Source organism: Leclercia sp. 119287, from assembly GCF_009734485.1.
Classification (GTDB): Bacteria; Pseudomonadota; Gammaproteobacteria; order Enterobacterales; family Enterobacteriaceae; genus Enterobacter; species Enterobacter adecarboxylatus_C.
The window spans coordinates 4,697,246-4,724,015 of sequence record NZ_CP046445.1 but is presented as its reverse complement, the minus strand read 5'-3'; the positions used below and the strand labels follow the sequence as shown (position 1 = coordinate 4,724,015).

The following is a 26,770-nucleotide window of genomic DNA, read 5'->3' as shown; positions in this document are numbered from 1 at the left end:
AAGGAACCCGATGTTGAATACGCTGATTGTAGGCGCTAGCGGTTATGCGGGCGCAGAGCTTGTAAGCTACGTGAATCGCCATCCTCATATGACCATAACCGCTTTGACTGTCTCAGCGCAAAGCAATGATGCAGGAAAGTTAATTTCCGATTTACATCCGCAACTTAAAGGGATTGTCGATCTGCCGTTGCAGCCAATGTCGGATATCAGCGAGTTTACCGACGGCGTGGACGTGGTGTTTTTAGCCACCGCTCACGAAGTCAGCCACGACCTGGCGCCGCAATTCCTGGCCGCCGGCTGCGTGGTATTCGACCTCTCCGGTGCGTTCCGTGTGAACGACGCCGCGTTCTATGAAAAATACTATGGCTTCACCCACCAGCACCAGGACCTGCTTGAAAAAGCGGTGTATGGTCTGGCGGAGTGGAGCGCAGATGCGCTGAAAGAAGCGAACCTGATTGCCGTACCGGGTTGCTACCCGACGGCGGCGCAGCTCTCGCTGAAGCCGCTGATCGACGCGGACCTGCTGGATCTGAACCAGTGGCCGGTGATCAACGCCACCAGCGGCGTCAGCGGAGCGGGGCGCAAGGCCGCTATCTCCAACAGCTTCTGCGAAGTGAGCCTGCAGCCGTATGGCGTGTTCAATCACCGTCATCACCCGGAAATCGCTACCCATCTGGGGGCGGATGTCATCTTCACTCCGCATCTGGGCAGCTTCCCGCGCGGGATCCTCGAAACCATTACCTGCCGCCTGAAGCCGGGCGTGACTAAAGACCAAGTGAATGCGGTCTTCACGACGGCCTATGCGGATAAACCACTGGTGCGTCTGTATGACAAAGGCGTGCCGGCGCTGAAAAACGTGGTCGGCCTGCCGTTCTGCGATATCGGCTTCGCCGTGCAGGGCGAGCACCTGATTGTGGTGGCCGCAGAAGATAACTTACTCAAAGGCGCAGCCGCCCAGGCAATGCAGTGCGCAAATATTCGTTTTGGCTATGCTGAAACGCAGTCTCTTATTTAAGGTGTGATGATGAACCCATTAATTATCAAGCTTGGTGGTGTACTGCTGGACAGCGAAGAGGCGCTGGAGCGTCTGTTTACCGCGCTGGTCAACTATCGCGAATCCCATCAACGCCCGCTGGTGATTGTTCACGGCGGCGGCTGTGTGGTCGATGAGTTAATGAAAGGCCTTAACCTGCCGGTGAAAAAGAAGAACGGCCTGCGCGTCACGCCTGCTGACCAGATCGATATCATTACCGGCGCGCTGGCGGGCACCGCCAACAAAACCCTGCTGTCCTGGGCGAAGAAACACCATATCGCATCCGTTGGCCTTTATCTGGGCGATGGCGACAGCGTCAAAGTGACCCAGCTTGATGAAGAGCTTGGCCATGTAGGGCTTGCCCAGCCGGGTTCGCCAAAACTGATTAATACGCTGCTGGAAGGTGGTTTTCTGCCAGTAGTGAGCTCTATCGGTGTGACTGAAGAGGGCGATCTAATGAACGTCAACGCGGACCAGGCGGCAACCGCCCTGGCGGCGACGCTGGGCGCAGATTTGATCCTGCTCTCTGACGTGAGCGGTATTCTGGACGGCAAAGGCCAGCGCATTGCGGAAATGACGGCTGAGAAAGCTGAGCAGCTGATCGAGCAGGGCATTATTACCGACGGCATGATTGTAAAAGTGAATGCGGCGCTGGATGCTGCCCGCACGCTGGGTCGGCCGGTGGATATCGCCTCCTGGCGCAACGCGGAGCAACTGCCGGCGCTGTTTAACGGCACGCCGATCGGCACGCGTATTCTGGCGTAATCGATTCATTGTTTTGTAGGCCCGGTAAGCGCAGCGTCACCGGGCAATGAAATTCAAAGATATTAAGGAAGCATGTTATGGCACTTTGGGGTGGGCGTTTTACACAGGCAGCGGATCAGCGGTTCAAACAGTTCAACGACTCTTTGCGCTTCGACTACCGCCTGGCCGAACAGGATATCGTCGGCTCTGTGGCCTGGTCCAAAGCGCTGGTAACCGTGGGCGTGCTGTCCACTGACGAACAGCTGCAGCTGGAAGAGGCGCTGAACAACCTGCTGGAAGAGGTGCGTCTGGATCCGCAGCAAATTCTTGCGAGCGACGCCGAAGATATTCACAGCTGGGTGGAAGGCAAACTGATCGACAAAGTCGGCCAGCTGGGTAAAAAGCTGCACACCGGCCGGAGCCGTAACGATCAGGTCGCAACCGACCTGAAGCTGTGGTGTAAAGATACCGTGGTGGAGCTGCTGGCGGCGAACCGTCAGCTGCAGAACGCGCTGGTGGAAACCGCGCAGAACAATCAGGATGCGGTGATGCCGGGTTATACCCACCTGCAGCGCGCGCAGCCTGTCACTTTTGCGCACTGGTCGCTGGCCTACGTTGAAATGCTGGCGCGCGACGAGAGCCGTCTGCAGGATACCCTGAAGCGTCTGGACGTGAGCCCGCTGGGCAGCGGCGCGCTGGCCGGTACCGCCTATGAAATCGACCGTGAACAGCTGGCCGGCTGGCTGGGTTTTGCCTCTGCGACCCGCAACAGCCTGGACAGCGTGTCCGACCGCGATCACGTGCTGGAGCTGCTTTCCAATGCCTCTATCGGTATGGTGCACCTGTCGCGCTTTGCCGAAGACCTGATCTTCTTCAACTCTGGTGAAGCCGGTTTTGTTGAGCTGTCGGATCGTGTGACCTCCGGCTCTTCCCTGATGCCGCAGAAGAAAAACCCGGATGCGCTGGAGCTGATCCGCGGCAAGTGTGGCCGTGTGCAGGGCGCGCTGACCGGCATGATGATGACCCTGAAAGGGCTCCCGCTGGCCTACAACAAAGATATGCAGGAAGACAAAGAAGGGCTGTTCGACGCGCTCGACACCTGGCTGGACTGTCTGCATATGGCGGCGCTGGTGCTGGACGGCATTCAGGTGAAACGCCCGCGTTGCCAGGAAGCGGCCCAGCAGGGCTATGCGAACTCCACCGAGCTGGCGGATTACCTGGTCGCCAAAGGCGTACCCTTCCGTGAGGCGCACCATATTGTCGGTGAAGCGGTTGTTGAGGCCATTCGTCAGGGCAAACCGCTGGAAGATCTGCCGCTGGCCGACCTGCAGAAATTCAGCAGCGTGATTGGCGATGATGTTTATCCAATCCTGGCGCTGCAATCCTGTCTGGATAAGCGTGCGGCGAAAGGCGGCGTGTCGCCGAAGCAGGTGGCGCAGGCGATTGCGGATGCGAAAAACCGCCTGGTATGACGGTTTAAACGCCGGGTGGCGCTTCGCTTACCCGGCCTACGTACTGAAGCCCAACCTCGAGTTGGGCTTTTTTACGCAAAAAAAAGCGGACCACGGGGTCCGCAAAAGTTCACGTTGGCTTTAGTTGTTCGAGCTTTGAGAGAAACTCGTAAGACGGGGCGGGACTTCAAGGGTAATCGGTGCCGCCTCGTCTCTGTGATGCATTATTCAACAGAACGCTTGATAGGGATAATCGTTCGTTGCTATGCTATCTATCGCCATGAACTATCGTGGCGACGGAGGATGAATAATGAATATTCGTGATCTTGAATACCTGGTCGCATTAGCTGAACACCGCCATTTTCGCCGCGCGGCAGATTCCTGCCACGTCAGTCAGCCTACGCTTAGCGGTCAGATCCGTAAGCTGGAAGACGAACTGGGCGTGATGCTGCTGGAGCGCACCAGTCGTAAAGTGCTGTTCACCCAGGCAGGTCTTCTGCTGGTGGATCAGGCGCGCACCGTACTGCGCGAGGTCAAAGTGCTCAAGGAAATGGCAAGCCAGCAGGGGGAGACCATGTCCGGCCCGCTGCATATTGGCCTGATCCCAACCGTTGGCCCGTACCTGTTGCCGCAAATTATTCCGATGCTGCATCAGACCTTCCCGAAACTCGAAATGTACCTGCACGAAGCGCAAACCCATCAGCTGCTGGCGCAGTTAGATAGCGGTAAGCTCGACTGTGCCATTCTGGCGCTGGTCAAAGAGAGTGAAGCCTTTATCGAAGTGCCGCTGTTTGACGAGCCGATGATGCTGGCGATCTACGAGGATCACCCGTGGGCAAACCGCGATCGTGTGCCGATGGCCGATCTGGCCGGTGAAAAACTGCTGATGCTGGAAGATGGCCACTGCCTGCGCGATCAGGCGATGGGCTTCTGTTTCGAAGCGGGTGCCGATGAAGATACCCACTTCCGTGCAACCAGCCTGGAAACGCTGCGCAACATGGTGGCGGCAGGAAGCGGTATTACGCTGCTGCCCGCGCTGTCAGTGCCGCCGGAGCGTCGTCGCGATGGAGTGGTTTATCTGCCGTGCATTAAGCCTGAGCCACGTCGTACTATTGGTCTGGTCTATCGTCCGGGGTCGCCGCTGCGCAGCCGCTATGAGCAGCTGGCAGAGGCCATCCGCAGTTCGATGGATGGCCGTTTCGACAGTGCGTTAAAACAGGCGGTTTAAGCCGTTCAGCGCCGCTACACGATAGGCTTCCGCCATGGTCGGGTAGTTAAAGGTGGTATTAACAAAGTATTCGATGGTGTTACCGCCACCTTTTTGCTCCATGATCGCCTGGCCGATGTGAATGATTTCCGCCGCACGCTCACCGAAGCAGTGAATGCCGAGGATCTCTTTCGTCTCGCGATGGAACAGGATCTTCAGCGTACCCACGCTCATCCCGACGATTTGCGCCCGTGCCAGATGTTTAAACTGGGCACGACCCACCTCGTAAGGCACCTTCATGGCCGTCAGCTGCTGTTCGGTTTTACCGACTGAGCTGATCTCCGGAATGGTGTAAATGCCAGTCGGGATATCTTCAATCAGATGGGCCGTCGCTTCACCTTTCACCAGCGCCTGAGCGGCAATGCGCCCTTGGTCATACGCCGCTGACGCCAGGCTTGGATAACCAATCACGTCACCCACGGCATAGATATGCGGCAGGGCGGTCTGATACATGCTGTTGACCTTGAGCTGTCCACGACTGTCGGTGGTCAGGCCGATGTTTTCCAGCGCCAGCGAATCGGTATTACCTGTACGGCCGTTGGCATACAGCAGGCAGTCTGCTTTCAGCTTTTTGCCGGACTTCAGGTGCATGATCACGCCATCATCGCAGGGTTCGATCTTCTCGTACTCTTCGTTGTGACGAATGACGACGCCGCTGTTCCAGAAGTGATACGAGAGCGAGTCGGACATCTCCTGATCGAGGAACGCCAGCAGACGGTCGCGGGTGTTGATCAGGTCAACTTTGACGTTCATGCCGCGGAAGATGGAAGCATATTCACAGCCGATCACCCCGGCGCCGTAGATCAGCACGTGGCGCGGCTCGTGGTGCAGGCTCAGGATGGAGTCGCTGTCGTAAACGCGCGGGTGGGAGAAATCCACATCGGCCGGACGGTACGGGCGCGAGCCGCAGGCGATCACAAATTTCTCGGCGGTGATGGTCTCGACGGAACCGTCATGACACTCCAGCGCCAGCGTGTGCTCATCAACGAAATGTGCGCTGCCCTGCAGAATTTCACAGTGGTTGCGCTCATAAAAACCCTGGCGCATCCGCGTCTGCTGATTAATCACGGTATCCGCATGATTCAGGATATCGGCAAAAGAGGAGCGGAGAAGACGGGAGTGATCGCTGTAAAGAGGGTTCTGATTGAATTCAATAATGCGGCTGACGGCGTGGCGGAGGGCTTTGGAAGGGATGGTGCCCCAGTGGGTACAGCCGCCGCCAACGTTATGGTAGCGCTCAATGACCGCTACTCTGGCTCCCTGTTTTACCAGTCCCATAGCAGCGCCTTCGCCGCCGGGGCCGGAACCAATAACTATTGCGTCGTAATCGTAGGAATGTGACATGGTAAGGCTTACCTGTTCTTATACATAAAAGCAACAGAATAGTAACATCATTGGCAGGATAACCCAATTATCGTTGTGCTCTTTTCGCGTGATGGAGCACAAACAACATGGAAACCCTCATTCTGTAAGCCAGGTAAACCGATTAATTTTATTCTCTGGTATAGTGCCAGCGGGCCTTTGGAAGGATTCAACTATCGTGATGGGCGTAAGAGCACAACAAAAAGAGAAAACCCGGCGTTCGCTGGTAGAAGCCGCATTCAGTCAACTGAGTGCCGAGCGAAGTTTTGCCAGTCTGAGCCTGCGGGAAGTCGCACGCGAAGCCGGGATTGCGCCTACCTCTTTCTACCGTCACTTCCGTGACGTAGATGAACTGGGTCTGACCATGGTGGATGAGAGCGGGCTGATGCTCCGCCAGCTGATGCGCCAGGCGCGTCAGCGTATCGCCAAAGGGGGCAGCGTGATCCGCACCTCCGTTTCCACCTTTATGGAGTTTATCGGCAACAATCCTAACGCATTTCGTTTACTGTTGCGGGAACGCTCGGGTACCTCGGCCGCGTTTCGTGCCGCCGTGGCGCGTGAGATTCAGCATTTTATTGCGGAACTTGCCGACTATCTTGAACTCGAAAACCATATGCCGCGCGCCTTCACTGAAGCGCAGGCCGAGGCGATGGTAACAATAGTCTTCAGTGCGGGCGCCGAAGCACTGGATGTAAGCGTTGAACAACGCAAGCAACTCGAAGAGCGACTGGTATTGCAACTGCGGATGATCTCTAAGGGAGCGTATTACTGGTATCGCCGTGAACAAGAAAAACTGGCGCATCAATCCGATGAGTGAAAGGTGAGTAATGAAACAGACAGGACAGGATAAAGGAACATTGTTGCTGGCATTGATCGCTGGCTTATCCATTAACGGTACCTTTGCAGCGATTTTTAGCTCTATTGTACCGTTCTCGGTTTTCCCGATGATCTCTCTGGTGCTGACGGTGTACTGTCTGCATCAGCGTTATCAGAATCGCACCATGCCGGTGGGGTTACCGGCATTGTCGGCGGCGTTCTTTGTGCTGGGTGTCCTGCTGTATAGCACCGTGGTGCGTGCAGAGTACCCGGACATTGGCTCTAACTTCCTGCCTGCGGTGCTGTCGGTAGCGCTGGTCTTCTGGATCGGCTTTAAAATGCGTAACCGTAAGCAGCAACTGCCAGAGTAACGGTTTTGTAGGCCGGGTAAGCGCAGCGCCACCCGGCAATACGACTTACCGGGCCGTCAGTAATACGCCGCACTCCATATGGTGCGTATACGGGAACTGATCGAACAATGCCAGACGTTCAACATTGTGCGTCTGGCTTAATGTTTCCAGGTTCTTGCATAAGGTCTCCGGGTTACAGGAGATATACAGAATACGCGGGTATGCCTGCACCATCTTCTCGGTTTCGCTGTCCAGCCCGCTGCGCGGCGGATCGACGAAAATCGTCTCACACTGGTAGCTCTTCAGATCAATCCCCTGCAGACGATTAAACTCCCGCACGCCGTTCATCGCCTGAGTAAACTCTTCCGCCGACATGCGAACGATCTGCACATTATCAATGTGGTTCGCCGCGATGTTGTACTGTGCGGAAGCGACCGACGGTTTGGCGATTTCGGTAGCCAGTACGCGATTAAAGTTACGCGCCAGCGCCAGCGAGAAGTTACCGTTACCGCAGTACAGCTCCAGCAGATCGCCGGTTGAACCTTCAGTAGCCTTCAGCGCCCACTCCAGCATCTGCACGTTCATTGCCGCGTTCGGCTGAGTAAAGCTGTTCTCAACCTGGCGATAAATCATCTCTTTGCCCGCTACCGGCAGGCGCTCGTCAATGAAATCCTGATCCAGCGTGATTTTGGTTTTTGTCGCGCGGCCAATCAGGTGCACGTTGATATTCTGCGCGCGCAGCGCATCACGCAGGGCTTCTGCGGCCTGGCGCCACTCGTCATTCAGCGCTTTATGGTACAGCAGGGAGACAATGGCCTGATTGCTTTGGGTGGTCAGGTAGTCAATCTGGAACAGCTTATGGCGCAGCAGCGGATTATTGCGCACGCCGTCCATTATCAGCGTCATTAACTGGTTAATCAGCTCGCTGGCCGCCGGGAAACTGTCCACGCGGATACGGCTTTTGGTCTGCTGATCGAAAATGATGTGATACAGGTCGTCGCCGTCGTGCCAGATGCGGAATTCGGCACGCATACGGTAGTGGCTGACCGGGGAGCGGAACACCTCAGGCGCAGGCGCAGCAAAAGGCGTCATCATACTTTGCAGACGGACGACTTTCTCTGCCAGTTGCGCGTCGTACTGTTCTGTCGGGAGGTGTTCGGGGGTCATGATGCTTCCTGATTGATGATGAATTACGCGGGGATTGTAGGGATTGTACAGGGGATGTCCAGCCTTAATGGTTAACGGCAGTCTGGACATCTATACGTGTCTAAATGTAGCATTATGTTTCCGGTCTCTTTTGAGTGAAAAGGGAATCCAGTGCAAATCTGGAGCTGACGCGCAGCGGTAAAGACTGGCGGGATGAGAGCTGTAGACACTGTGAAAATGGGAAGTCTTCATCCTTCTAAAGCCACCTAGCCCGAAGACCTGCCGGGATCACGTCGCATTTGGTTTCATCATCGCGTGCTATGGGTGAGGCCTGCGGCATCCTTCTTATATTGTGGATGCTTTTACAATGATTAAAAAAGTATCGCTGCTGACGGCGCTTTCCGTCACGGCATTTTCGGGCTGGGCGCAGGATAGCGCAGACGCGTTGGTGGTGACGGCAAACCGTGTTGCACAACCTGCTAATACCGTTCTGGCTCCCAGCTCCGTTGTTACCCGGGAAGATATTGAACGCTGGCAGGCAAAAAGCGTCGTTGAAGTCATGTCACGCTTACCGGGTGTGGATATCGCCCAAAGCGGCGGCATGGGTGCCAACTCCTCTACCTTTATTCGCGGGACGGAATCCCGTCATGTGCTGGTGCTGATCGACGGTATTCCACTGAATAACGCCGGGATCAGTAACTCACCTGATCTCAGCCAAATCCCCGTTTCGCTCATTCAGCGTGTCGAATACATTCGTGGCCCGCGCTCGGCCCTGTATGGTTCGGATGCGATTGGCGGCGTGATTAACATCATTACGGGTCGGGACAAGCCAGGGGCGGAAATCACCGCCAGCGTCGGCTCGAAAGGCTATCAATCCTACGATGGTTCATTCCAGCAGGTACTGGATAAAACCAAAATCACCATGGCTGGCAATTACACGTACACCCGCGGCTTTGATATCGATGCGGCCGATGCGCCACGCCAGCCCGATCGCGACGGCTTTATGAGTAAGTCGTTATTTGGCTCTGTTGAGCAGCAGATCACCGACAACCTGAGCGGTTTCGTGCGTGGGCTCGGTTATGACAACCGCACCGCGTATGACGGCTATGATAGCTATGGCGCAACGGGTATTGATGGTCGCCCGGACACCCGTCAGCTTTACAGCCAGAACTGGGACACCGGTCTGCGCTATAACCAGGGGATCTATCAGACGCAGCTGGTAGCCGGTTACGGTCGCAGTAAAGACCAGAACTACGATCCGAGCAAAGGCCGGTATGCTTCTTCCGCTACCATGGATGATGTTAAGCAGTACACCACCCAGTGGATGAACACCGTCACGGTTGGTCACGGCAATATCGGTGCTGGTCTGGACTGGCAGAAGCAAAAAACCCAGGCAGGAACGGGTTATCTGGAGAAAGGCTACGACCAGCGCAACACCGGCGTGTTCCTGTCTGCCATGCAGCAGTTCGATAGCGTCACCCTGGAAGCCGCAGCGCGTAATGACGATAACTCTAACTTTGGTAACCATAACACCTGGCAGACCAGCGCCGGATGGGAGTTTATCGACGGTTACCGGATCATCGCTTCCTACGGCACGGCCTATAAAGCGCCGACCATGAGCCAGATCCATAGTACGAGGTATGGCAACCCGGACCTGAAGCCGGAAGAGAGCAAGCAGTGGGAAGGCGGCTTCGAGGGGCTGACCGGCCCGGTGACCTGGCGTGTATCGGGTTATCGTAACGATATTGACAACCTGATCAGCAGCGACCCGCGCACGTTACGTTATTACAACGTTAATAAAGCGCGCATCAAAGGCATCGAAGCCACGGCCCAGTTCGATACCGGGCCGGTAGGGCATCAGATTTCTTATGACTATGTTGATCCGCGGAATGCCAAAACCAACGAAGTGCTCGCTCGCCGTTCGAAGCAGCAGGTGAAGTACCAGCTGGATACGCAGGTGTGGGATCTCGACTGGAATCTGGCCTATCGCTACCTGGGTACCCGTTATGACGATGACTTCAGTTCGTACCCGTCTCGCAGAGTAAAAATGGGCGGCGTAAGCCTGTGGGATCTCGCAGTTTCATATCCTGTCACCTCTCACCTTACAGTTCGTGGTAAAATCGCCAACCTGTTCGATAAAGACTACGAGACAGTTTATGGCTACGAAACTGCAGGACGGGAATACACCTTGTCTGGCAGCTACACCTTCTGACCCACGTCCCACCGTACTGGTGTTTGACTCCGGTGTCGGTGGGCTTTCAGTCTATGATGAGATTCGACATCTCCTGCCGGATCTTCATTACATCTATGCATTCGATAATGTGGCTTTTCCGTATGGGGAAAAGAGCGAAGCGTTTATCGTCGAACGCGTCGTTGAAATCGTCACCGCCGTACAACAGCATTACCCTCTCGCACTGGCGGTGATTGCCTGTAATACGGCGAGTACGGTTTCCCTGCCCGCCTTACGCGAAAAATTCCCGTTCCCGGTTGTCGGCGTGGTGCCTGCGATTAAACCTGCGGCGCGCCTGACGGCGAATGGTGTGGTGGGACTGCTGGCAACGCGCGGTACGGTGAAGCGCCCCTATACCCGCGAACTGATCGAACGCTTTGCCAATGAATGTCAGATCGCGATGTTAGGGTCTGCCGAGCTGGTGGAGATGGCAGAAGCGAAACTGCACGGTCAACCGGTGTCGCTGGAAGAGCTGCGTCGTATTCTGCGTCCCTGGCTGCGTATGGCGGAGCCGCCAGACACGGTAGTCCTGGGCTGCACGCATTTCCCTTTATTGCAGGAAGAGCTGCTTGCCGTACTGCCGGAAGGTACCCGACTGGTGGATTCGGGCGCGGCTATCGCTCGTCGCACTGCGTGGCTACTTGAACATGAAGCGCCAGATGCAAAATCTGCCGACGCGAATGTCGCTTATTGCATGGCATTGACTGCTGAGACTGAGCAACTTTTACCCGTTTTGCAGCGTTACGGCTTCGAAACGCTCGAAAAACTAGCGCTGTAGCACGTTTTTGAGCAAAAAAAAGACGGTTGAAAGATTTTTTTAAATTAGCTCTTGTCACTGCCGGAGAACTCCCTATAATGCGCCTCCACTGACACGGAACAACGGATTACAAACCGCCGTGACAGCAGGCTTCCGAGGTGAACGCCGATAGAGAAAAGCGAAAAATAATTGCTTGACTCTGAATGAGGAAAACGTATTATACGGGACCTCGCAACGGTGAGCGAAAGCCGCGTTGCACTGCTCTTTAACAATTTATCAGACAATCTGTGTGGGCACTCAAAGTGACATGGATTCTTAACGTCGCAAGACGATAAATGAATACCAAAGTCTCTGAGTGAACATACGTAATTCATTACGAAGTTTAATTCACGAGCATCAAACTTAAATTGAAGAGTTTGATCATGGCTCAGATTGAACGCTGGCGGCAGGCCTAACACATGCAAGTCGAGCGGTAGCACAGAAGAGCTTGCTCTTCGGGTGACGAGCGGCGGACGGGTGAGTAATGTCTGGGAAACTGCCTGATGGAGGGGGATAACTACTGGAAACGGTAGCTAATACCGCATAATGTCGCAAGACCAAAGAGGGGGACCTTCGGGCCTCTTGCCATCAGATGTGCCCAGATGGGATTAGCTAGTAGGTGGGGTAATGGCTCACCTAGGCGACGATCCCTAGCTGGTCTGAGAGGATGACCAGCCACACTGGAACTGAGACACGGTCCAGACTCCTACGGGAGGCAGCAGTGGGGAATATTGCACAATGGGCGCAAGCCTGATGCAGCCATGCCGCGTGTATGAAGAAGGCCTTCGGGTTGTAAAGTACTTTCAGCGAGGAGGAAGGCGGTGAGGTTAATAACCTCATCGATTGACGTTACTCGCAGAAGAAGCACCGGCTAACTCCGTGCCAGCAGCCGCGGTAATACGGAGGGTGCAAGCGTTAATCGGAATTACTGGGCGTAAAGCGCACGCAGGCGGTCTGTCAAGTCGGATGTGAAATCCCCGGGCTCAACCTGGGAACTGCATTCGAAACTGGCAGGCTAGAGTCTTGTAGAGGGGGGTAGAATTCCAGGTGTAGCGGTGAAATGCGTAGAGATCTGGAGGAATACCGGTGGCGAAGGCGGCCCCCTGGACAAAGACTGACGCTCAGGTGCGAAAGCGTGGGGAGCAAACAGGATTAGATACCCTGGTAGTCTACGCCGTAAACGATGTCGACTTGGAGGTTGTTCCCTTGAGGAGTGGCTTCCGGAGCTAACGCGTTAAGTCGACCGCCTGGGGAGTACGGCCGCAAGGTTAAAACTCAAATGAATTGACGGGGGCCCGCACAAGCGGTGGAGCATGTGGTTTAATTCGATGCAACGCGAAGAACCTTACCTACTCTTGACATCCAGAGAACTTAGCAGAGATGCTTTGGTGCCTTCGGGAACTCTGAGACAGGTGCTGCATGGCTGTCGTCAGCTCGTGTTGTGAAATGTTGGGTTAAGTCCCGCAACGAGCGCAACCCTTATCCTTTGTTGCCAGCGGTCCGGCCGGGAACTCAAAGGAGACTGCCAGTGATAAACTGGAGGAAGGTGGGGATGACGTCAAGTCATCATGGCCCTTACGAGTAGGGCTACACACGTGCTACAATGGCGCATACAAAGAGAAGCGACCTCGCGAGAGCAAGCGGACCTCATAAAGTGCGTCGTAGTCCGGATTGGAGTCTGCAACTCGACTCCATGAAGTCGGAATCGCTAGTAATCGTAGATCAGAATGCTACGGTGAATACGTTCCCGGGCCTTGTACACACCGCCCGTCACACCATGGGAGTGGGTTGCAAAAGAAGTAGGTAGCTTAACCTTCGGGAGGGCGCTTACCACTTTGTGATTCATGACTGGGGTGAAGTCGTAACAAGGTAACCGTAGGGGAACCTGCGGTTGGATCACCTCCTTACCTTAAAGAACCTGCCTTTGCAGTGCTCACACAGATTGTCTGATGAAAAAACAGCAGTAAAAAATCTCTGCAGGCTTGTAGCTCAGGTGGTTAGAGCGCACCCCTGATAAGGGTGAGGTCGGTGGTTCAAGTCCACTCAGGCCTACCAAATTTGCGATGCAAATTTGAAGAGATTAACTACGATGGGGCTATAGCTCAGCTGGGAGAGCGCCTGCCTTGCACGCAGGAGGTCTGCGGTTCGATCCCGCATAGCTCCACCATCCTTTACTGCGACAACAAGAAAACTTCAGAGTGTACCTGAGAAGGTGCGCTGCGAAGTTTTGCTCTTTAAAAATCTGGATCAAGCTGAAAATTGAAACGACGCGCCGTATCTGTTCTCCGAAACAGGAACAGATAAGCGGTGTGTCAGAGTCTCTCAAATTTTCGCAAGTCGATGATGAATCGAAAGAAACATCTTCGGGTTGTGAGGTTAAGCGACCAAGCGTACACGGTGGATGCCTAGGCAGTCAGAGGCGATGAAGGACGTGCTAATCTGCGATAAGCGTCGGTAAGGTGATATGAACCGTTATAACCGACGATTTCCGAATGGGGAAACCCAGTGTGACTCGTCACACTATCGTTAAGTGAATACATAGCTTAACGAAGCGAACCAGGGGAACTGAAACATCTAAGTACCCTGAGGAAAAGAAATCAACCGAGATTCCCCCAGTAGCGGCGAGCGAACGGGGAGCAGCCCAGAACCTGAATCAGCGTATGTATTAGTGGAAGCGTCTGGAAAGTCGCAGGGTACAGGGTGATACTCCCGTACACAAAAATACATGCACTGTGAGTTCGAAGAGTAGGGCGGGACACGTGGTATCCTGTCTGAATATGGGGGGACCATCCTCCAAGGCTAAATACTCCTGACTGACCGATAGTGAACCAGTACCGTGAGGGAAAGGCGAAAAGAACCCCGGCGAGGGGAGTGAAAAAGAACCTGAAACCGTGTACGTACAAGCAGTGGGAGCACCCTTGTGGTGTGACTGCGTACCTTTTGTATAATGGGTCAGCGACTTATATTCTGTAGCAAGGTTAACCGTATAGGGGAGCCGAAGGGAAACCGAGTCTTAACTGGGCGTTAAGTTGCAGGGTATAGACCCGAAACCCGGTGATCTAGCCATGGGCAGGTTGAAGGTTGGGTAACACTAACTGGAGGACCGAACCGACTAATGTTGAAAAATTAGCGGATGACCTGTGGCTGGGGGTGAAAGGCCAATCAAACCGGGAGATAGCTGGTTCTCCCCGAAAGCTATTTAGGTAGCGCCTCGTGAACTCATCTCCGGGGGTAGAGCACTGTTTCGGCTAGGGGGCCATCCCGGCTTACCAACCCGATGCAAACTGCGAATACCGGAGAATGTTATCACGGGAGACACACGGCGGGTGCTAACGTCCGTCGTGAAGAGGGAAACAACCCAGACCGCCAGCTAAGGTCCCAAAGTCATGGTTAAGTGGGAAACGATGTGGGAAGGCACAGACAGCCAGGATGTTGGCTTAGAAGCAGCCATCATTTAAAGAAAGCGTAATAGCTCACTGGTCGAGTCGGCCTGCGCGGAAGATGTAACGGGGCTAAACCATGCACCGAAGCTGCGGCAGCGACACTATGTGTTGTTGGGTAGGGGAGCGTTCTGTAAGCCGTTGAAGGTGTGCTGTGAGGCATGCTGGAGGTATCAGAAGTGCGAATGCTGACATAAGTAACGATAAAGCGGGTGAAAAACCCGCTCGCCGGAAGACCAAGGGTTCCTGTCCAACGTTAATCGGGGCAGGGTGAGTCGACCCCTAAGGCGAGGCCGAAAGGCGTAGTCGATGGGAAACAGGTTAATATTCCTGTACTCGGTGTTACTGCGAAGGGGGGACGGAGAAGGCTATGTTGGCCGGGCGACGGTTGTCCCGGTTTAAGCATGTAGGCGGAGGTTCCAGGTAAATCCGGAACCTTACTAACGCTGAGATGTGATGACGAGGCACTACGGTGCTGAAGCAACAAATGCCCTGCTTCCAGGAAAAGCCTCTAAGCATCAGGTAACATCAAATCGTACCCCAAACCGACACAGGTGGTCAGGTAGAGAATACCAAGGCGCTTGAGAGAACTCGGGTGAAGGAACTAGGCAAAATGGTGCCGTAACTTCGGGAGAAGGCACGCTGATGTGTAGGTGAAGCCCCTGCGGGTGGAGCTGAAATCAGTCGAAGATACCAGCTGGCTGCAACTGTTTATTAAAAACACAGCACTGTGCAAACACGAAAGTGGACGTATACGGTGTGACGCCTGCCCGGTGCCGGAAGGTTAATTGATGGGGTTAGCGGCAACGCGAAGCTCTTGATCGAAGCCCCGGTAAACGGCGGCCGTAACTATAACGGTCCTAAGGTAGCGAAATTCCTTGTCGGGTAAGTTCCGACCTGCACGAATGGCGTAATGATGGCCAGGCTGTCTCCACCCGAGACTCAGTGAAATTGAAATCGCTGTGAAGATGCAGTGTACCCGCGGCAAGACGGAAAGACCCCGTGAACCTTTACTATAGCTTGACACTGAACACTGGTCCTTGATGTGTAGGATAGGTGGGAGGCTTTGAAGCGTGGACGCCAGTCTGCGTGGAGCCATCCTTGAAATACCACCCTTTAATGGCTGGTGTTCTAACGTAGACCCGTTACCCGGGTTGCGGACAGTGTCTGGTGGGTAGTTTGACTGGGGCGGTCTCCTCCTAAAGAGTAACGGAGGAGCACGAAGGTTAGCTAATCCTGGTCGGACATCAGGAGGTTAGTGCAATGGCATAAGCTAGCTTGACTGCGAGAGTGACGGCTCGAGCAGGTGCGAAAGCAGGTCATAGTGATCCGGTGGTTCTGTATGGAAGGGCCATCGCTCAACGGATAAAAGGTACTCCGGGGATAACAGGCTGATACCGCCCAAGAGTTCATATCGACGGCGGTGTTTGGCACCTCGATGTCGGCTCATCACATCCTGGGGCTGAAGTAGGTCCCAAGGGTACGGCTGTTCGCCGTTTAAAGTGGTACGCGAGCTGGGTTTAGAACGTCGTGAGACAGTTCGGTCCCTATCTGCCGTGGGCGCTGGAGAATTGAGGGGGGCTGCTCCTAGTACGAGAGGACCGGAGTGGACGCATCACTGGTGTTCGGGTTGTCATGCCAATGGCACTGCCCGGTAGCTAAATGCGGAAGAGATAAGTGCTGAAAGCATCTAAGCACGAAACTTGCCCCGAGATGAGTTCTCCCTGAGCCTTTAAGGCTCCTGAAGGAACGTTGAAGACGACGACGTTGATAGGTCGGGTGTGTAAGCGCAGCGATGCGTTGAGCTAACCGATACTAATGAACCGTGAGGCTTAACCTTACAACGCCGAAGCTGTTTCGGCGGATTTGAGAGATTTTCAGCTGATACAGATTAGTCACTGCGCCTGCGGGCGGGGTGAACAACAGAATTTGCCTGGCGGCTGTAGCGCGGTGGTCCCACCTGACCCCATGCCGAACTCAGAAGTGAAACGCCGTAGCGCCGATGGTAGTGTGGGGTCTCCCCATGCGAGAGTAGGGAACTGCCAGGCATCAAATTACGTAGTGAACCGGGGCATTAAACCGGTGGTTACAGAAGTATTCGGTGGAGCGGTAGTTCAGTCGGTTAGAATACCTGCCTGTCACGCAGGGGGTCGCGGGTTCGAGTCCCGTCCGTTCCGCCACCTATTTAAACTAAGCCTGCTTTATTAGCAGGCTTAGTAGTAAGAAATTTAGGGGCGTAGCTCAGTTGGTAGAGCACCGGTCTCCAAAACCGGGTGTCGCGAGTTCGAGTCTCTCCGCCCCTGCCATATAAGAATCCTTTGCTTCGGCAAAGGATTTTTTTTGCCTGTCAGAAAGCAAATACCTTCCTCTCAGTCGTCTTTGCGTTGCGTCCCTGCAACACTTCCCTTAATCCATCACATTGATTTTAAGCAGATCCTTAATTTGCCCTTGCTTGTCACTGTTCTGCAGCCAGATGGCGTACAGCGGCCTCTGAAGCAGGGCTGAATCCGTCACCGTATACAGGCCGGCTTTCTGACTGGCCCAGCGCTGTGGCAACCAAGTACAACCTTTTAGCGATGCGAGTTGCTGGCAGGCTATCTCGGCAGAACTGGTGGTCAGGACCGGAACATCATCAATGGCAATCAAACCCGTTTCATGCGGCTGGAAATCAGGCCCCCATTCCAGTCGCAGATAGTTCAGGTTGCTTTTCATGGCCGAAGGTTCAGCAGCATAAAGCGCCAGGGTGAACTGCCCGAGGATCTGGCTGCTAAATTCATCCATTTTCGGGGCTTCGGTGGTGATCAGCAGATCCAGCTGTCGTTCATGTAACTGCTTAACCAGCGACTGTCGCTGCGCAATGCGGGCCTCAAACTGCAGTTGTGCGTGAGAGCGGTATAAGCGACTAAGCCAGGGGCTGAGCATACACTCCCATAAAGAGGCGCTGGCACCGATAGAAAATTCATTATGCTTTGAGGTATGAGCAACTTCCTTACGCGCGGCCTGCCAGGTATTCATTAAGGTTTCTGCATAGGGCAGAAGCTTTTCACCGGCAGGCGTTAATCGAATGTTGTTGCGATGGCGGGTAAAAAGGTTCACTCCAAGCTGATTTTCAAGCTGACGAATACGAAAGCTCACCGCCGACTGCGTCAGATAAAGCGCTTCTGCGGCGCGCCCAAAGTGGCGAGTTCTGCTCACTTCGAGGAAAGTTTTTAGCAATTCCGTATCCACGGTTTTCTCCGCAAAATAATTTGTCGTTATGATTTAAATGTTTTGTTGGACGCTCTGTCAAGCGTAACTAATACTCCGCGCCATAAATAGCTCGGCCAAAGATATAGGAGCGTGTAGGATGGCGGAAAGCTTTACGACGACTAATCGTTTTTTCGACAATAAAAATTATCCACGCGGATTTTCTCGCCATGGTGATTTCACCATCAAAGAAGCACAACTGCTTGAGCGCCACGGTTATGCTTTCAATGAACTGGATTTAGGAAAACGCGAACCCTCCACTGAAGACGAAAAATCGTTTGTTGCCGTCTGCCGTGGCGAACGTGAGCCGGTAACGGAAGCGGAGCGCGTATGGATCAAGTATATGGCACGTATCAAACGTCCAAAGCGTTTCCACACCCTGTCTGGTGGTAAACCACAGATGGAAGGTGCGGAAGACTACACCGAATCAGACGATTAAGAATAAGGGGCTACGGCCCCTTTTTTTTATTCCAGCATCTTTTGCAGGTGCATGAGTAAACGGTCGATAGCGCGATAGCTCAGGGCTTCCTGCAGGTGTCTGCGTTCAATCTTTTCACTTTCCCCCAGGTCGGCAATCGTACGGGCCACCTTTAGCAGCCGTTGCCAGGCACGTACCGACAGGCCGAATCGGGTGAGGGTCTCTTCCAGCCACAGGGCATCCTCTGCCATTAGGGGGCAAAATCTGCGGATCTCCGCATTATCCAGATGGGCATTAAGTTTATTCTGCCGCACCAGCTGACGCTCCTGCGCGGCGATCACTCTGTTTCGTACGGTGAGACTGGTTTCTCCTGCTCTGTGCGCCTGGCTTAGCAAACCTGGCGGCGGTAGCGGGATCTCAAGCGATAAATCGAAGCGATCGAGAAACGGGCCCGATAAGCGTCCCAGATAGCGAAGCGTCTGTTCGGGCGAACAGCGGTTATGGTTACCTTGATAATGACCCGTTGGGCTGGGGTTCATGGCGGCGATAAGCTGGAAACGAGCCGGATAACTGATCTTTGCACGGGTACGGGAGATGTTAATCTGACCCGATTCGATAGGCTCACGTAAAGCATCCAGCACACGCCGTTCAAACTCGGGTAACTCATCCAGAAAGAGAATGCCGTTATGCGCCAGTGAGATCTCTCCCGGGGCGGGGATTGCACCCCCGCCTACCATGGCCACGAGCGAAGCGCTGTGGTGCGGTGCGCGAAAGGGACGCCGGCGCCACTGCTTATACATCGATGTGGCGTTGACCAGACTGACGATTGCCGCACTCTCCAGCGCCTCATGGTTGCTGAGTGGCGGTAGCAGACCATTGAGTCGGCTCGCGAGCATGGTTTTGCCTGTGCCGGGTGGGCCAATCAGCAGCAGGTTGTGCGCGCCGGCTGCGGTGATCTCCAGCGCCCTTTTACCCTGCTCCTGGCCGATAATATCGCTGATATCCTGATCGCTGTTTTCTACTGCAAAAGGCTCCTGAACGGGCGCAGCCAGCTCGTGGCGGCCCTCAAGAAAGGCGCACACTTCCTGTAGGTGTTCTGCCACCAGGCAGCCTTTTTGTTCGATAAGGCTGACTTCGGCAGCGTTATCGTTGGCAACGATAATCTCTCTGCCAGCCTGAATGGCCGCCAGGGCACCAGATATTGCGCCAGGAACCCCTCTTAATGCGCCTGTGAGCGCCAGCTCACCCACAAACTCGTATGCGCTTAGTCTGGGGGAGGAGAGTTGCTCAGAGGCGGCGAGAAGCGCAATGGCGATAGGTAAATCATATCGTCCGCCTTCCTTGGGTAGATCGGCTGGCGCCAGGTTAATCGTGATCTTTTTGGCCGGAAAGGTATAACCGCTATTGATGATTGCGCTGCGTACCCGGTCTCTGGCTTCCTTGACAGTAGTTTCTGGCAAGCCAACCAGCGTTAAGCCCGGCAGGCCATTACTGAGGTGAACCTCAACGGAAATCAGCGGCGCTTTAACACCTAGCGCAGCGCGGGTATAAACAACCGACAGTGACATAAAGAGCCTCCTTGAAGCGCCACTATGCCACTATGAGGTGCCGATTTTTATCGGCAAATCGCGTTTTTACGCGGCCGGTTCCTTAATATTTCCCCGAAATTGTAAGCTTTTCATCGCTATGGAAGGCCGCTCGCAAATAGCAATAAGCTTTCCTTCTCGGCTTTGGCTAAGCAAAAAAAAATGAAAATAATTCATTTTCTATTTTTCTCATAAAAAACAATGATTTTCATCTAAACTATTAGCGTAATAAGAAAGTGAATTATAAAAAAATGTTGTCTTCGTCTCGATATCTGTGATAACTCTTTAGGTATTCCTTCGAACAAGATGCAAAAAGAATAGAAAATGACAGCCCTTCTACTAGTGATTAGCCTGGTCGTGATTAGCGTGGTGGTGATTATTATCCCACCGTGCGGGGCTGCACTTGGACGAGGAAAGGCTTAATAATCAAGCCTTAACGAACTAAGACCCCCGCACCGAAAGGTCCGGGGGTTTTTTTATGACCTTAAAACATAAGCGAGGAGCAGACGATGAGTAATAGCATAAAATTCTGTTTCTCTCGATTTACGACGGGGAAGTAACTATGAATGGCGCACAGTGGGTAGTACATGCGTTGCGAGCGCAGGGAGTCGATACCATCTTCGGTTACCCGGGCGGCGCAATTATGCCGATTTACGATGCGTTGTATGACGGCGGCGTGGAACATCTGTTGTGCCGACACGAGCAGGGTGCGGCGATGGCGGCCATTGGCTATGCGCGTGCAACCGGCAAAACAGGCGTCTGCATGGCGACCTCCGGCCCGGGCGCAACTAACCTGATCACCGGCCTGGCTGATGCGCTGCTTGATTCCGTTCCCGTTGTGGCCATCACCGGCCAGGTTGCTTCTCCCTTCATCGGGACCGATGCTTTCCAGGAAGTGGACGTTCTCGGTTTGTCACTGGCTTGTACGAAACACAGCTTCCTCGTGCAATCTCTGGAAGAGCTGCCGCGCGTCATGGCGGAAGCCTTTGAGGTGGCAAACTCAGGCCGTCCTGGCCCGGTTCTGGTTGATATCCCAAAAGATATTCAGGTTGCGTTGGGCGATCTGGAGCCGCACTTCTCCACCGTTGAGAATGACGATGCGTTCCCGTTTGCCGAAGTCAGCGAAGCCAGCCAGATGCTGGCCCACGCGCAAAAACCGATGCTCTATGTCGGCGGCGGCGTGGGGATGGCGCAGGCGGTTCCGGCCCTGCGCGAATTTATCGCGGCCACCCAAATGCCAGCGACCTGCACGTTAAAAGGGCTGGGCGCGGTGGATGCCGACTACCCTTACTATCTTGGCATGCTGGGGATGCATGGCACCAAAGCCGCCAACCTTGCCGTGCAGGAGTGTGACCTGCTGATTGCCGTGGGCGCACGTTTTGACGATCGCGTAACCGGCAAGCTGAACACCTTCGCACCGAATGCCAAAGTCATTCATATGGATATCGACCCGGCAGAGATGAATAAGCTCCGCCAGGCGCACGTGGCCTTGCAGGGCGATCTCAATGCTCTGCTGCCCGCATTACAACAGCCCTTAACGATCGATGCGTGGCGTCAGCATGCAGCAGAGATGCGCCGCGAACATGACTGGCGTTACGATCATCCAGGTGAGGCGATCTATGCCCCGTTACTGCTGAAGCAACTTTCAGATCGTAAGCCTGCGGACAGCGTAGTGACTACCGACGTAGGTCAGCATCAGATGTGGTCAGCCCAGCACATGACCTACACGCGCCCGGAAAACTTCATCACTTCAAGCGGCTTAGGCACCATGGGGTTTGGCTTACCCGCTGCGGTGGGTGCCCAGGTCGCACGCCCGGACGATACGGTTATCTGTATCTCCGGTGACGGCTCCTTCATGATGAACGTCCAGGAGCTGGGCACCATCAAGCGTAAGCAGCTGCCGGTGAAGATCGTGCTGCTGGATAACCAACGTTTAGGCATGGTGCGCCAGTGGCAGCAGCTCTTTTTCCAAGAGCGTTACAGCGAAACCACCCTGACTGATAACCCCGATTTCCTCGTTCTGGCCAGCGCCTTTGGCATCCCTGGCCAGCACATCACCCGTAAAGACCAGGTTGAAGCGGCACTTGATGAAATGCTGTCAAGCAAGGGGCCTTACCTGCTTCATGTCTCAATCGACGAGCTTGAGAATGTCTGGCCGTTGGTGCCGCCCGGCGCCAGTAACTCACAAATGCTGGAGAAATTATCATGATGCAACATCAGGTCGCCGTGCAGGCTCGCTTCAACCCGGAAACATTAGAACGTGTGTTGCGCGTGGTGCGCCATCGTGGGTTCCAGATATGTTCCATGAACATGGAAACCGCCACCGACGCGCAGAACATAAATATCGAATTGACCGTTGCCAGTCAGCGCCCCGTCGAATTACTGTTTAGCCAGTTGAGCAAACTGGTCGACGTCGCACGGGTCGATATCCAGCAGCGTGCCGCTACATCGCAAACACAACAAATTCGCGCCTGAGCGCAATAGGAAGAAAAATGACGACGAAAAAAGCTGATTTCATTTGGTCCAATGGTGAGATGATTCGCTGGGAGGACGCTAAAGTCCACGTGATGTCCCACGCGCTTCACTACGGTACGTCTGTTTTTGAAGGCATCCGTTGCTACGACTCTCACAAAGGACCAGTGGTGTTCCGCCATCGCGAACACATGCAGCGTCTGCGTGATTCAGCCAAAATTTATCGTTTCCCGGTTTCCCAGAGCGTTGACGAGCTGATGGAAGCTTGCCGCGCCGTTCTGCGCAAAAACAACCTGACCAGCGCCTATATCCGTCCTCTGGTATTTGTGGGCGATGTGGGGATGGGCGTTAACCCGCCAGCCGGTTACACCACCGATGTGATCATCGCCGCGTTCCCGTGGGGAGCCTACCTCGGCGCAGAAGCGCTGGAGCAGGGGATCGACGCGATGGTTTCCTCCTGGAACCGTGTGGCACCAAACACTATCCCGACCGCAGCCAAAGCGGGCGGTAACTACCTCTCCTCCCTGCTGGTTGGCAGCGAAGCACGTCGCCACGGCTATCAGGAAGGTATCGCTCTGGATGTGAACGGCTACATCTCCGAAGGCGCAGGTGAGAACCTGTTTGAAGTGAAAGATGGCATTCTGTTCACCCCGCCATTCACCTCTTCAGCTCTGCCGGGCATCACCCGTGACGCCATCATCAAGCTGGCGCAGGATCTGGGTATCGAAGTGCGCGAGCAGGTACTGTCCCGCGAATCTCTGTATCTGGCCGATGAAGTCTTTATGTCCGGTACCGCAGCAGAAATTACGCCGGTACGCAGCGTTGACGGCATCCAGGTGGGCGAAGGCCGCCGTGGTCCGGTTACCAAACGTATTCAGGAAGCATTCTTTGGCCTCTTTACCGGTGAAACCGAAGATAAATGGGGTTGGTTGGATCAGGTTAATCAATAAGCATAATTATGGGACGGCACGCACCGTCCCATTTACCAGATAGACGGGAGTAAATAACGCATGCCTAAGTACCGTTCCGCCACCACCACTCACGGCCGCAACATGGCGGGTGCCCGCGCGCTGTGGCGCGCCACCGGAATGACCGACGCCGACTTCGGGAAACCGATTATCGCCGTGGTCAACTCTTTTACTCAGTTTGTACCGGGCCACGTGCACCTGCGCGATCTCGGGAAGCTGGTTGCCGAGCAGATTGAAGCCTCCGGCGGCGTGGCGAAAGAGTTCAACACCATCGCCGTGGATGACGGGATCGCGATGGGGCACGGGGGCATGCTTTATTCACTGCCGTCGCGCGAGCTGATTGCCGACTCGGTGGAGTATATGGTTAACGCCCACTGTGCCGATGCGATGGTCTGCATCTCCAACTGCGACAAAATCACCCCGGGGATGTTGATGGCCTCCCTGCGCCTGAACATTCCGGTGATCTTCGTCTCCGGCGGTCCAATGGAAGCGGGTAAAACCAAGCTTTCCGATAAAATCATCAAGCTCGACCTGGTCGACGCGATGATTCAGGGCGCCGACCCGAAAGTCTCCGACGAGCAGAGCGAGCAGGTTGAACGTTCCGCCTGTCCGACCTGCGGCTCCTGTTCCGGTATGTTCACCGCCAACTCGATGAACTGTCTGACCGAAGCGCTGGGCCTGTCCCAGCCGGGTAACGGCTCGCTGCTGGCGACCCACGCCGATCGTAAAGAGCTGTTCCTTAACGCCGGTAAGCGCATCGTTGAACTGACCAAACGCTACTACGAGCAGGACGATGCCAGCGCGCTGCCGCGCAATATCGCCAGCAAAGCGGCGTTTGAAAACGCCATGACGCTGGATATCGCCATGGGCGGTTCCACCAACACCGTTCTGCACCTGCTGGCCGCCGCCCAGGAAGCAGAGATTGATTTCACCATGACGGACATCGACCAGCTGTCCCGTAAAGTGCCGCAGCTGTGTAAGGTTGCGCCGAGCACGCAGAAATACCACATGGAAGACGTTCACCGTGCCGGTGGCGTACTGGGTATTCTTGGCGAGCTGGATCGCGCCGGGCTGATGAACCGTGACGTGAAAAACGTGCTGGGTCTGACGCTGCCGCAAACGCTGGATCAATACGATGTAATGCTGACCAAAGACGAATCAGTGAAAAAAATGTTCCGCGCCGGTCCGGCAGGGATCCGCACCACGCAGGCCTTCTCGCAGGATTGTCGCTGGGACACCCTGGATGACGATCGCGCGGAAGGCTGTATCCGTTCCCTGGAAAACGCCTACAGCAAAGATGGTGGTCTGGCCGTGCTGTACGGCAACTTCGCGGAAAACGGCTGTATCGTTAAAACCGCGGGCGTGGACGACAGCATCCTGAAATTCACCGGCCCGGCAAAGGTGTACGAAAGTCAGGACGATGCGGTAGAAGCAATCCTCGGCGGTAAAGTGGTGGCTGGCGACGTGGTGGTAATCCGCTACGAAGGGCCGAAAGGCGGGCCGGGGATGCAGGAGATGCTCTACCCGACCACCTTCCTGAAATCCATGGGCCTCGGTAAAGCCTGTGCGCTGATCACCGATGGTCGTTTCTCCGGCGGCACATCAGGCCTCTCTATCGGCCACGTTTCACCGGAAGCGGCCAGCGGCGGCAACATCGCGATTATCGAAGATGGCGATCTGATCGAAATTGACATTCCGAATCGCGGCATTCAGCTGCAGCTGAGCCCTCAGGAGATCGCTGCCCGCCGTGAAGCACAGGACGCGCGTGGGGATAAAGCCTGGACGCCGAAAGATCGTCAGCGCGAAGTCTCCTTTGCCCTGCGCGCCTACGCCACCCTTGCCACCAGTGCGGATAAAGGCGCGGTGCGCGATAAATCCAAGCTTGGGGGCTAATGATGGCCGAATCCCAACCCTTATCGTCTGCCCCTGAGGGGGCAGAATATCTCCGGGCGGTGCTCCGTGCGCCGGTCTATGAAGCGGTGCAGGTCACGCCGCTGCAAAAAATGGACAAGCTGTCCTCGCGGCTGGATAACGTTATTCTGGTGAAGCGCGAAGACCGCCAGCCAGTGCACAGCTTCAAGCTGCGCGGCGCCTACGCGATGATGGCCGGGCTGACCGACGAGCAAAAAGCGCGGGGCGTGATCACGGCGTCTGCGGGCAACCATGCCCAGGGCGTGGCGTTCTCTGCCGCGCGACTGGGGCTGAAAGCCCTGATTGTCATGCCTGTGGCAACCGCAGATATTAAAGTCGATGCGGTGCGGGGGTTTGGTGGCGAAGTGCTGCTCCACGGTGCCAATTTTGACGAGGCGAAAGCCAAAGCCATCGATCTGGCGCAGCAGCAGGGCTTCACCTGGGTGCCGCCGTTCGATCACCCGATGGTGATTGCCGGCCAGGGCACCCTGGCGCTGGAGTTGTTGCAGCAGGATGCCCATCTCGACCGCGTGTTTGTCCCGGTTGGCGGCGGCGGGTTAGCTGCGGGCGTGGCGGTGCTGATCAAACAGCTGATGCCGCAGATCAAAGTCATCGCCGTTGAAGCCGAGGATTCTGCCTGCCTGAAGGCGGCGCTGGATGCTGGTCATCCGGTGGACTTACCGCGCGTCGGGCTGTTTGCCGAAGGCGTAGCGGTGAAACGCATCGGGGATGAAACCTTCCGCGTCTGCCAGGAGTATCTCGACGACATCATCACCGTCGACAGCGATGCGATCTGCGCGGCGATGAAGGATCTGTTCGAGGATGTGCGCGCGGTGGCGGAACCGTCCGGCGCGCTGGCGCTGGCGGGCATGAAAAAATACATCGCCCAGCACAACATTCGCGGCGAACGTCTGGCTCACGTGCTTTCTGGTGCGAACGTCAACTTCCACGGTCTGCGTTACGTTTCCGAGCGTTGCGAGCTGGGTGAGCAGCGTGAAGCGTTGTTAGCAGTGACGATTCCGGAAGAGAAGGGCAGCTTCCTTAAGTTTTGTCAGTTGCTTGGCGGTCGCTCGGTGACGGAGTTTAACTACCGTTTCGCCGATGCTAAAGATGCCTGCATTTTTGTCGGCGTACGTCTGAGTCGCGGGCTGGAAGAGCGTAAAGAGATCCTCAACCTGTTGCACCAGGGTGGCTACAGCGTGGTAGATCTCTCCGACGACGAGATGGCGAAACTGCACGTGCGCTACATGGTGGGCGGGCGTCCGTCGAAGCCGTTACAGGAACGCCTGTTCAGCTTCGAGTTCCCGGAGTCACCTGGCGCATTGCTTAAGTTCCTGCATACCCTGGGTACGCACTGGAACATCTCCCTGTTCCACTACCGCAGCCATGGCACCGACTACGGCCGCGTGCTGGCGGCATTCGAACTGGGCGAGCACGAGCCGGATTTCGAAACGCGGCTGAACGAGCTGGGTTATGACTGTCATGACGAGACCCACAACCCGGCGTTCCGTTTCTTCCTGGCAGGTTAAGTGAA

Annotated in this window: 20 protein-coding genes, 4 tRNA genes, 3 rRNA genes and 1 riboswitch; of the genes, 23 read left to right on the top strand and 4 right to left on the bottom strand. The window is 55.2% G+C overall.

The genetic code is table 11. The annotated features are described in order from the left end of the window. The first annotated feature begins 10 nt into the window (after positions 1-10). The 4 genes from argC to oxyR all read left to right on the top strand — a co-directional run bounded on the left by argC (position 11) and on the right by oxyR (position 4,456). Positions 11-1,015 carry an N-acetyl-gamma-glutamyl-phosphate reductase gene (gene argC / locus GNG27_RS22745; protein WP_156264902.1) on the top strand — a complete coding sequence of 335 codons (1,005 nt, stop codon included), beginning with the start codon at positions 11-13 and terminating at the stop codon, positions 1,013-1,015. A gap of 6 nt (positions 1,016-1,021) precedes the next feature. Beyond that, the gene (argB, locus tag GNG27_RS22740; protein ID WP_156264900.1) at positions 1,022-1,798 is read left to right on the top strand and encodes an acetylglutamate kinase; all 777 of its coding nucleotides are present in this window, start codon (positions 1,022-1,024) and stop codon (positions 1,796-1,798) included. 77 nt (positions 1,799-1,875) lie between these two features. Beyond that, positions 1,876-3,249 (top strand): argininosuccinate lyase, encoded by a 1,374-nt coding sequence (gene argH / locus GNG27_RS22735; RefSeq protein ID WP_142487550.1) that lies wholly within the window; start codon positions 1,876-1,878, stop codon positions 3,247-3,249. A 289-nt stretch (positions 3,250-3,538) separates the two neighbouring features. After that, complete coding sequence (oxyR, locus tag GNG27_RS22730) at positions 3,539-4,456, top strand: DNA-binding transcriptional regulator OxyR (protein ID WP_142487549.1); 918 nt, start codon at positions 3,539-3,541, stop codon at positions 4,454-4,456. On the opposite strand, the gene sthA is transcribed toward oxyR, so the two are convergent. Further along, positions 4,439-5,839 carry a Si-specific NAD(P)(+) transhydrogenase gene (gene sthA, locus GNG27_RS22725; RefSeq protein WP_142487548.1) on the bottom strand — a complete coding sequence of 467 codons (1,401 nt, stop codon included), beginning with the start codon at positions 5,837-5,839 and terminating at the stop codon, positions 4,439-4,441. The genes oxyR and sthA overlap by 18 nt on opposite strands. 196 nt (positions 5,840-6,035) lie before the next feature. Between sthA and fabR the strand changes: the two genes are divergently transcribed. Together fabR and GNG27_RS22715 are read left to right on the top strand one after the other, a co-directional pair. Further along, positions 6,036-6,674, top strand: a complete 639-nt coding sequence (fabR, locus tag GNG27_RS22720; RefSeq protein WP_032615233.1) for an HTH-type transcriptional repressor FabR — start codon at positions 6,036-6,038, stop codon at positions 6,672-6,674. A gap of 10 nt (positions 6,675-6,684) precedes the next feature. Beyond that, entirely contained in the window at positions 6,685-7,044 is a 360-nt protein-coding gene (locus GNG27_RS22715; protein ID WP_032615232.1) for a YijD family membrane protein, read from the top strand. Between the two features lie 45 nt (positions 7,045-7,089). Here GNG27_RS22715 and trmA read toward each other — a convergent pair whose 3' ends face one another. Further along, positions 7,090-8,190, bottom strand: coding sequence for a tRNA (uridine(54)-C5)-methyltransferase TrmA (gene trmA, locus GNG27_RS22710; protein WP_142487547.1), 1,101 nt, complete (start codon positions 8,188-8,190; stop codon positions 7,090-7,092). A 104-nt stretch (positions 8,191-8,294) separates the two neighbouring features. Continuing rightward, positions 8,295-8,471: riboswitch (cobalamin riboswitch) on the top strand. 65 nt (positions 8,472-8,536) lie between these two features. Between trmA and btuB the strand changes: the two genes are divergently transcribed. From btuB to GNG27_RS22665, 9 genes are all read left to right on the top strand, one after another. Beyond that, positions 8,537-10,381, top strand: coding sequence for a TonB-dependent vitamin B12 receptor BtuB (gene btuB, locus GNG27_RS22705; protein WP_156264898.1), 1,845 nt, complete (start codon positions 8,537-8,539; stop codon positions 10,379-10,381). After that, positions 10,326-11,177: a glutamate racemase gene (murI, locus tag GNG27_RS22700; RefSeq protein WP_142487545.1), complete on the top strand. Its 852-nt coding sequence runs from the start codon at positions 10,326-10,328 to the stop codon at positions 11,175-11,177. The genes btuB and murI overlap by 56 nt, the downstream gene beginning before the upstream one ends. Before the next feature lie 383 nt (positions 11,178-11,560). Beyond that, a 16S ribosomal RNA gene (locus GNG27_RS22695) occupies positions 11,561-13,102 on the top strand. 71 nt (positions 13,103-13,173) lie between these two features. Further along, positions 13,174-13,250, top strand: a tRNA-Ile gene (locus GNG27_RS22690). Between the two features lie 36 nt (positions 13,251-13,286). Beyond that, positions 13,287-13,362 (top strand) — tRNA-Ala (locus tag GNG27_RS22685). A 207-nt stretch (positions 13,363-13,569) separates the two neighbouring features. Then, positions 13,570-16,475, top strand: a 23S ribosomal RNA gene (locus GNG27_RS22680). Between the two features lie 92 nt (positions 16,476-16,567). Further along, positions 16,568-16,683 (top strand): 5S ribosomal RNA (gene rrf, locus GNG27_RS22675). Together the 16S, 23S and 5S rRNA genes with 4 tRNA genes alongside form the textbook arrangement of a ribosomal RNA operon. A gap of 55 nt (positions 16,684-16,738) precedes the next feature. Beyond that, a tRNA-Asp gene (locus GNG27_RS22670) sits at positions 16,739-16,815 on the top strand. A gap of 50 nt (positions 16,816-16,865) precedes the next feature. Beyond that, positions 16,866-16,941: transfer RNA gene (locus GNG27_RS22665), tRNA-Trp, on the top strand. 100 nt (positions 16,942-17,041) lie between these two features. Here GNG27_RS22665 and hdfR read toward each other — a convergent pair. Beyond that, positions 17,042-17,863 (bottom strand): HTH-type transcriptional regulator HdfR, encoded by an 822-nt coding sequence (gene hdfR / locus GNG27_RS22660; protein ID WP_156264896.1) that lies wholly within the window; start codon positions 17,861-17,863, stop codon positions 17,042-17,044. A gap of 118 nt (positions 17,864-17,981) precedes the next feature. Here hdfR and GNG27_RS22655 point away from each other — a divergent pair, with 118 nt between their 5' ends. Beyond that, the gene (locus GNG27_RS22655) at positions 17,982-18,320 is read left to right on the top strand and encodes a DUF413 domain-containing protein (RefSeq protein ID WP_142487543.1); all 339 of its coding nucleotides are present in this window, start codon (positions 17,982-17,984) and stop codon (positions 18,318-18,320) included. A 26-nt stretch (positions 18,321-18,346) separates the two neighbouring features. On the opposite strand, the gene GNG27_RS22650 is transcribed toward GNG27_RS22655, so the two are convergent. Then, positions 18,347-19,867 (bottom strand): YifB family Mg chelatase-like AAA ATPase, encoded by a 1,521-nt coding sequence (locus tag GNG27_RS22650; RefSeq protein ID WP_156264894.1) that lies wholly within the window; start codon positions 19,865-19,867, stop codon positions 18,347-18,349. Between the two features lie 342 nt (positions 19,868-20,209). Here GNG27_RS22650 and ilvL point away from each other — a divergent pair, with 342 nt between their 5' ends. The 7 genes from ilvL (at position 20,210) to ilvA (ending at position 26,765) form a co-directional block, all read left to right on the top strand. Beyond that, positions 20,210-20,308: an ilv operon leader peptide gene (ilvL, locus tag GNG27_RS22645; protein WP_023620831.1), complete on the top strand. Its 99-nt coding sequence runs from the start codon at positions 20,210-20,212 to the stop codon at positions 20,306-20,308. An 86-nt stretch (positions 20,309-20,394) separates the two neighbouring features. Beyond that, positions 20,395-20,445 carry a peptide IlvX gene (gene ilvX, locus GNG27_RS23575; RefSeq protein ID WP_197090613.1) on the top strand — a complete coding sequence of 17 codons (51 nt, stop codon included), beginning with the start codon at positions 20,395-20,397 and terminating at the stop codon, positions 20,443-20,445. 2 nt (positions 20,446-20,447) lie between these two features. Further along, positions 20,448-22,094 (top strand): acetolactate synthase 2 catalytic subunit, encoded by a 1,647-nt coding sequence (ilvG, locus tag GNG27_RS22640; RefSeq protein WP_156264892.1) that lies wholly within the window; start codon positions 20,448-20,450, stop codon positions 22,092-22,094. Continuing rightward, on the top strand, positions 22,091-22,360 hold the full coding sequence (gene ilvM / locus GNG27_RS22635) for an acetolactate synthase 2 small subunit (protein WP_032615208.1): 270 nt from the start codon (positions 22,091-22,093) through the stop codon (positions 22,358-22,360). Before ilvG ends, ilvM begins: the two co-directional genes overlap by 4 nt. 17 nt (positions 22,361-22,377) lie before the next feature. After that, complete coding sequence (gene ilvE / locus GNG27_RS22630) at positions 22,378-23,307, top strand: branched-chain-amino-acid transaminase (RefSeq protein ID WP_142487539.1); 930 nt, start codon at positions 22,378-22,380, stop codon at positions 23,305-23,307. A 60-nt stretch (positions 23,308-23,367) separates the two neighbouring features. Further along, on the top strand, positions 23,368-25,218 hold the full coding sequence (ilvD, locus tag GNG27_RS22625; protein ID WP_142487538.1) for a dihydroxy-acid dehydratase: 1,851 nt from the start codon (positions 23,368-23,370) through the stop codon (positions 25,216-25,218). A 2-nt stretch (positions 25,219-25,220) separates the two neighbouring features. Next, positions 25,221-26,765, top strand: a complete 1,545-nt coding sequence (ilvA, locus tag GNG27_RS22620; RefSeq protein ID WP_156265197.1) for a threonine ammonia-lyase, biosynthetic — start codon at positions 25,221-25,223, stop codon at positions 26,763-26,765. Positions 26,766-26,770 lie beyond the last annotated feature (5 nt).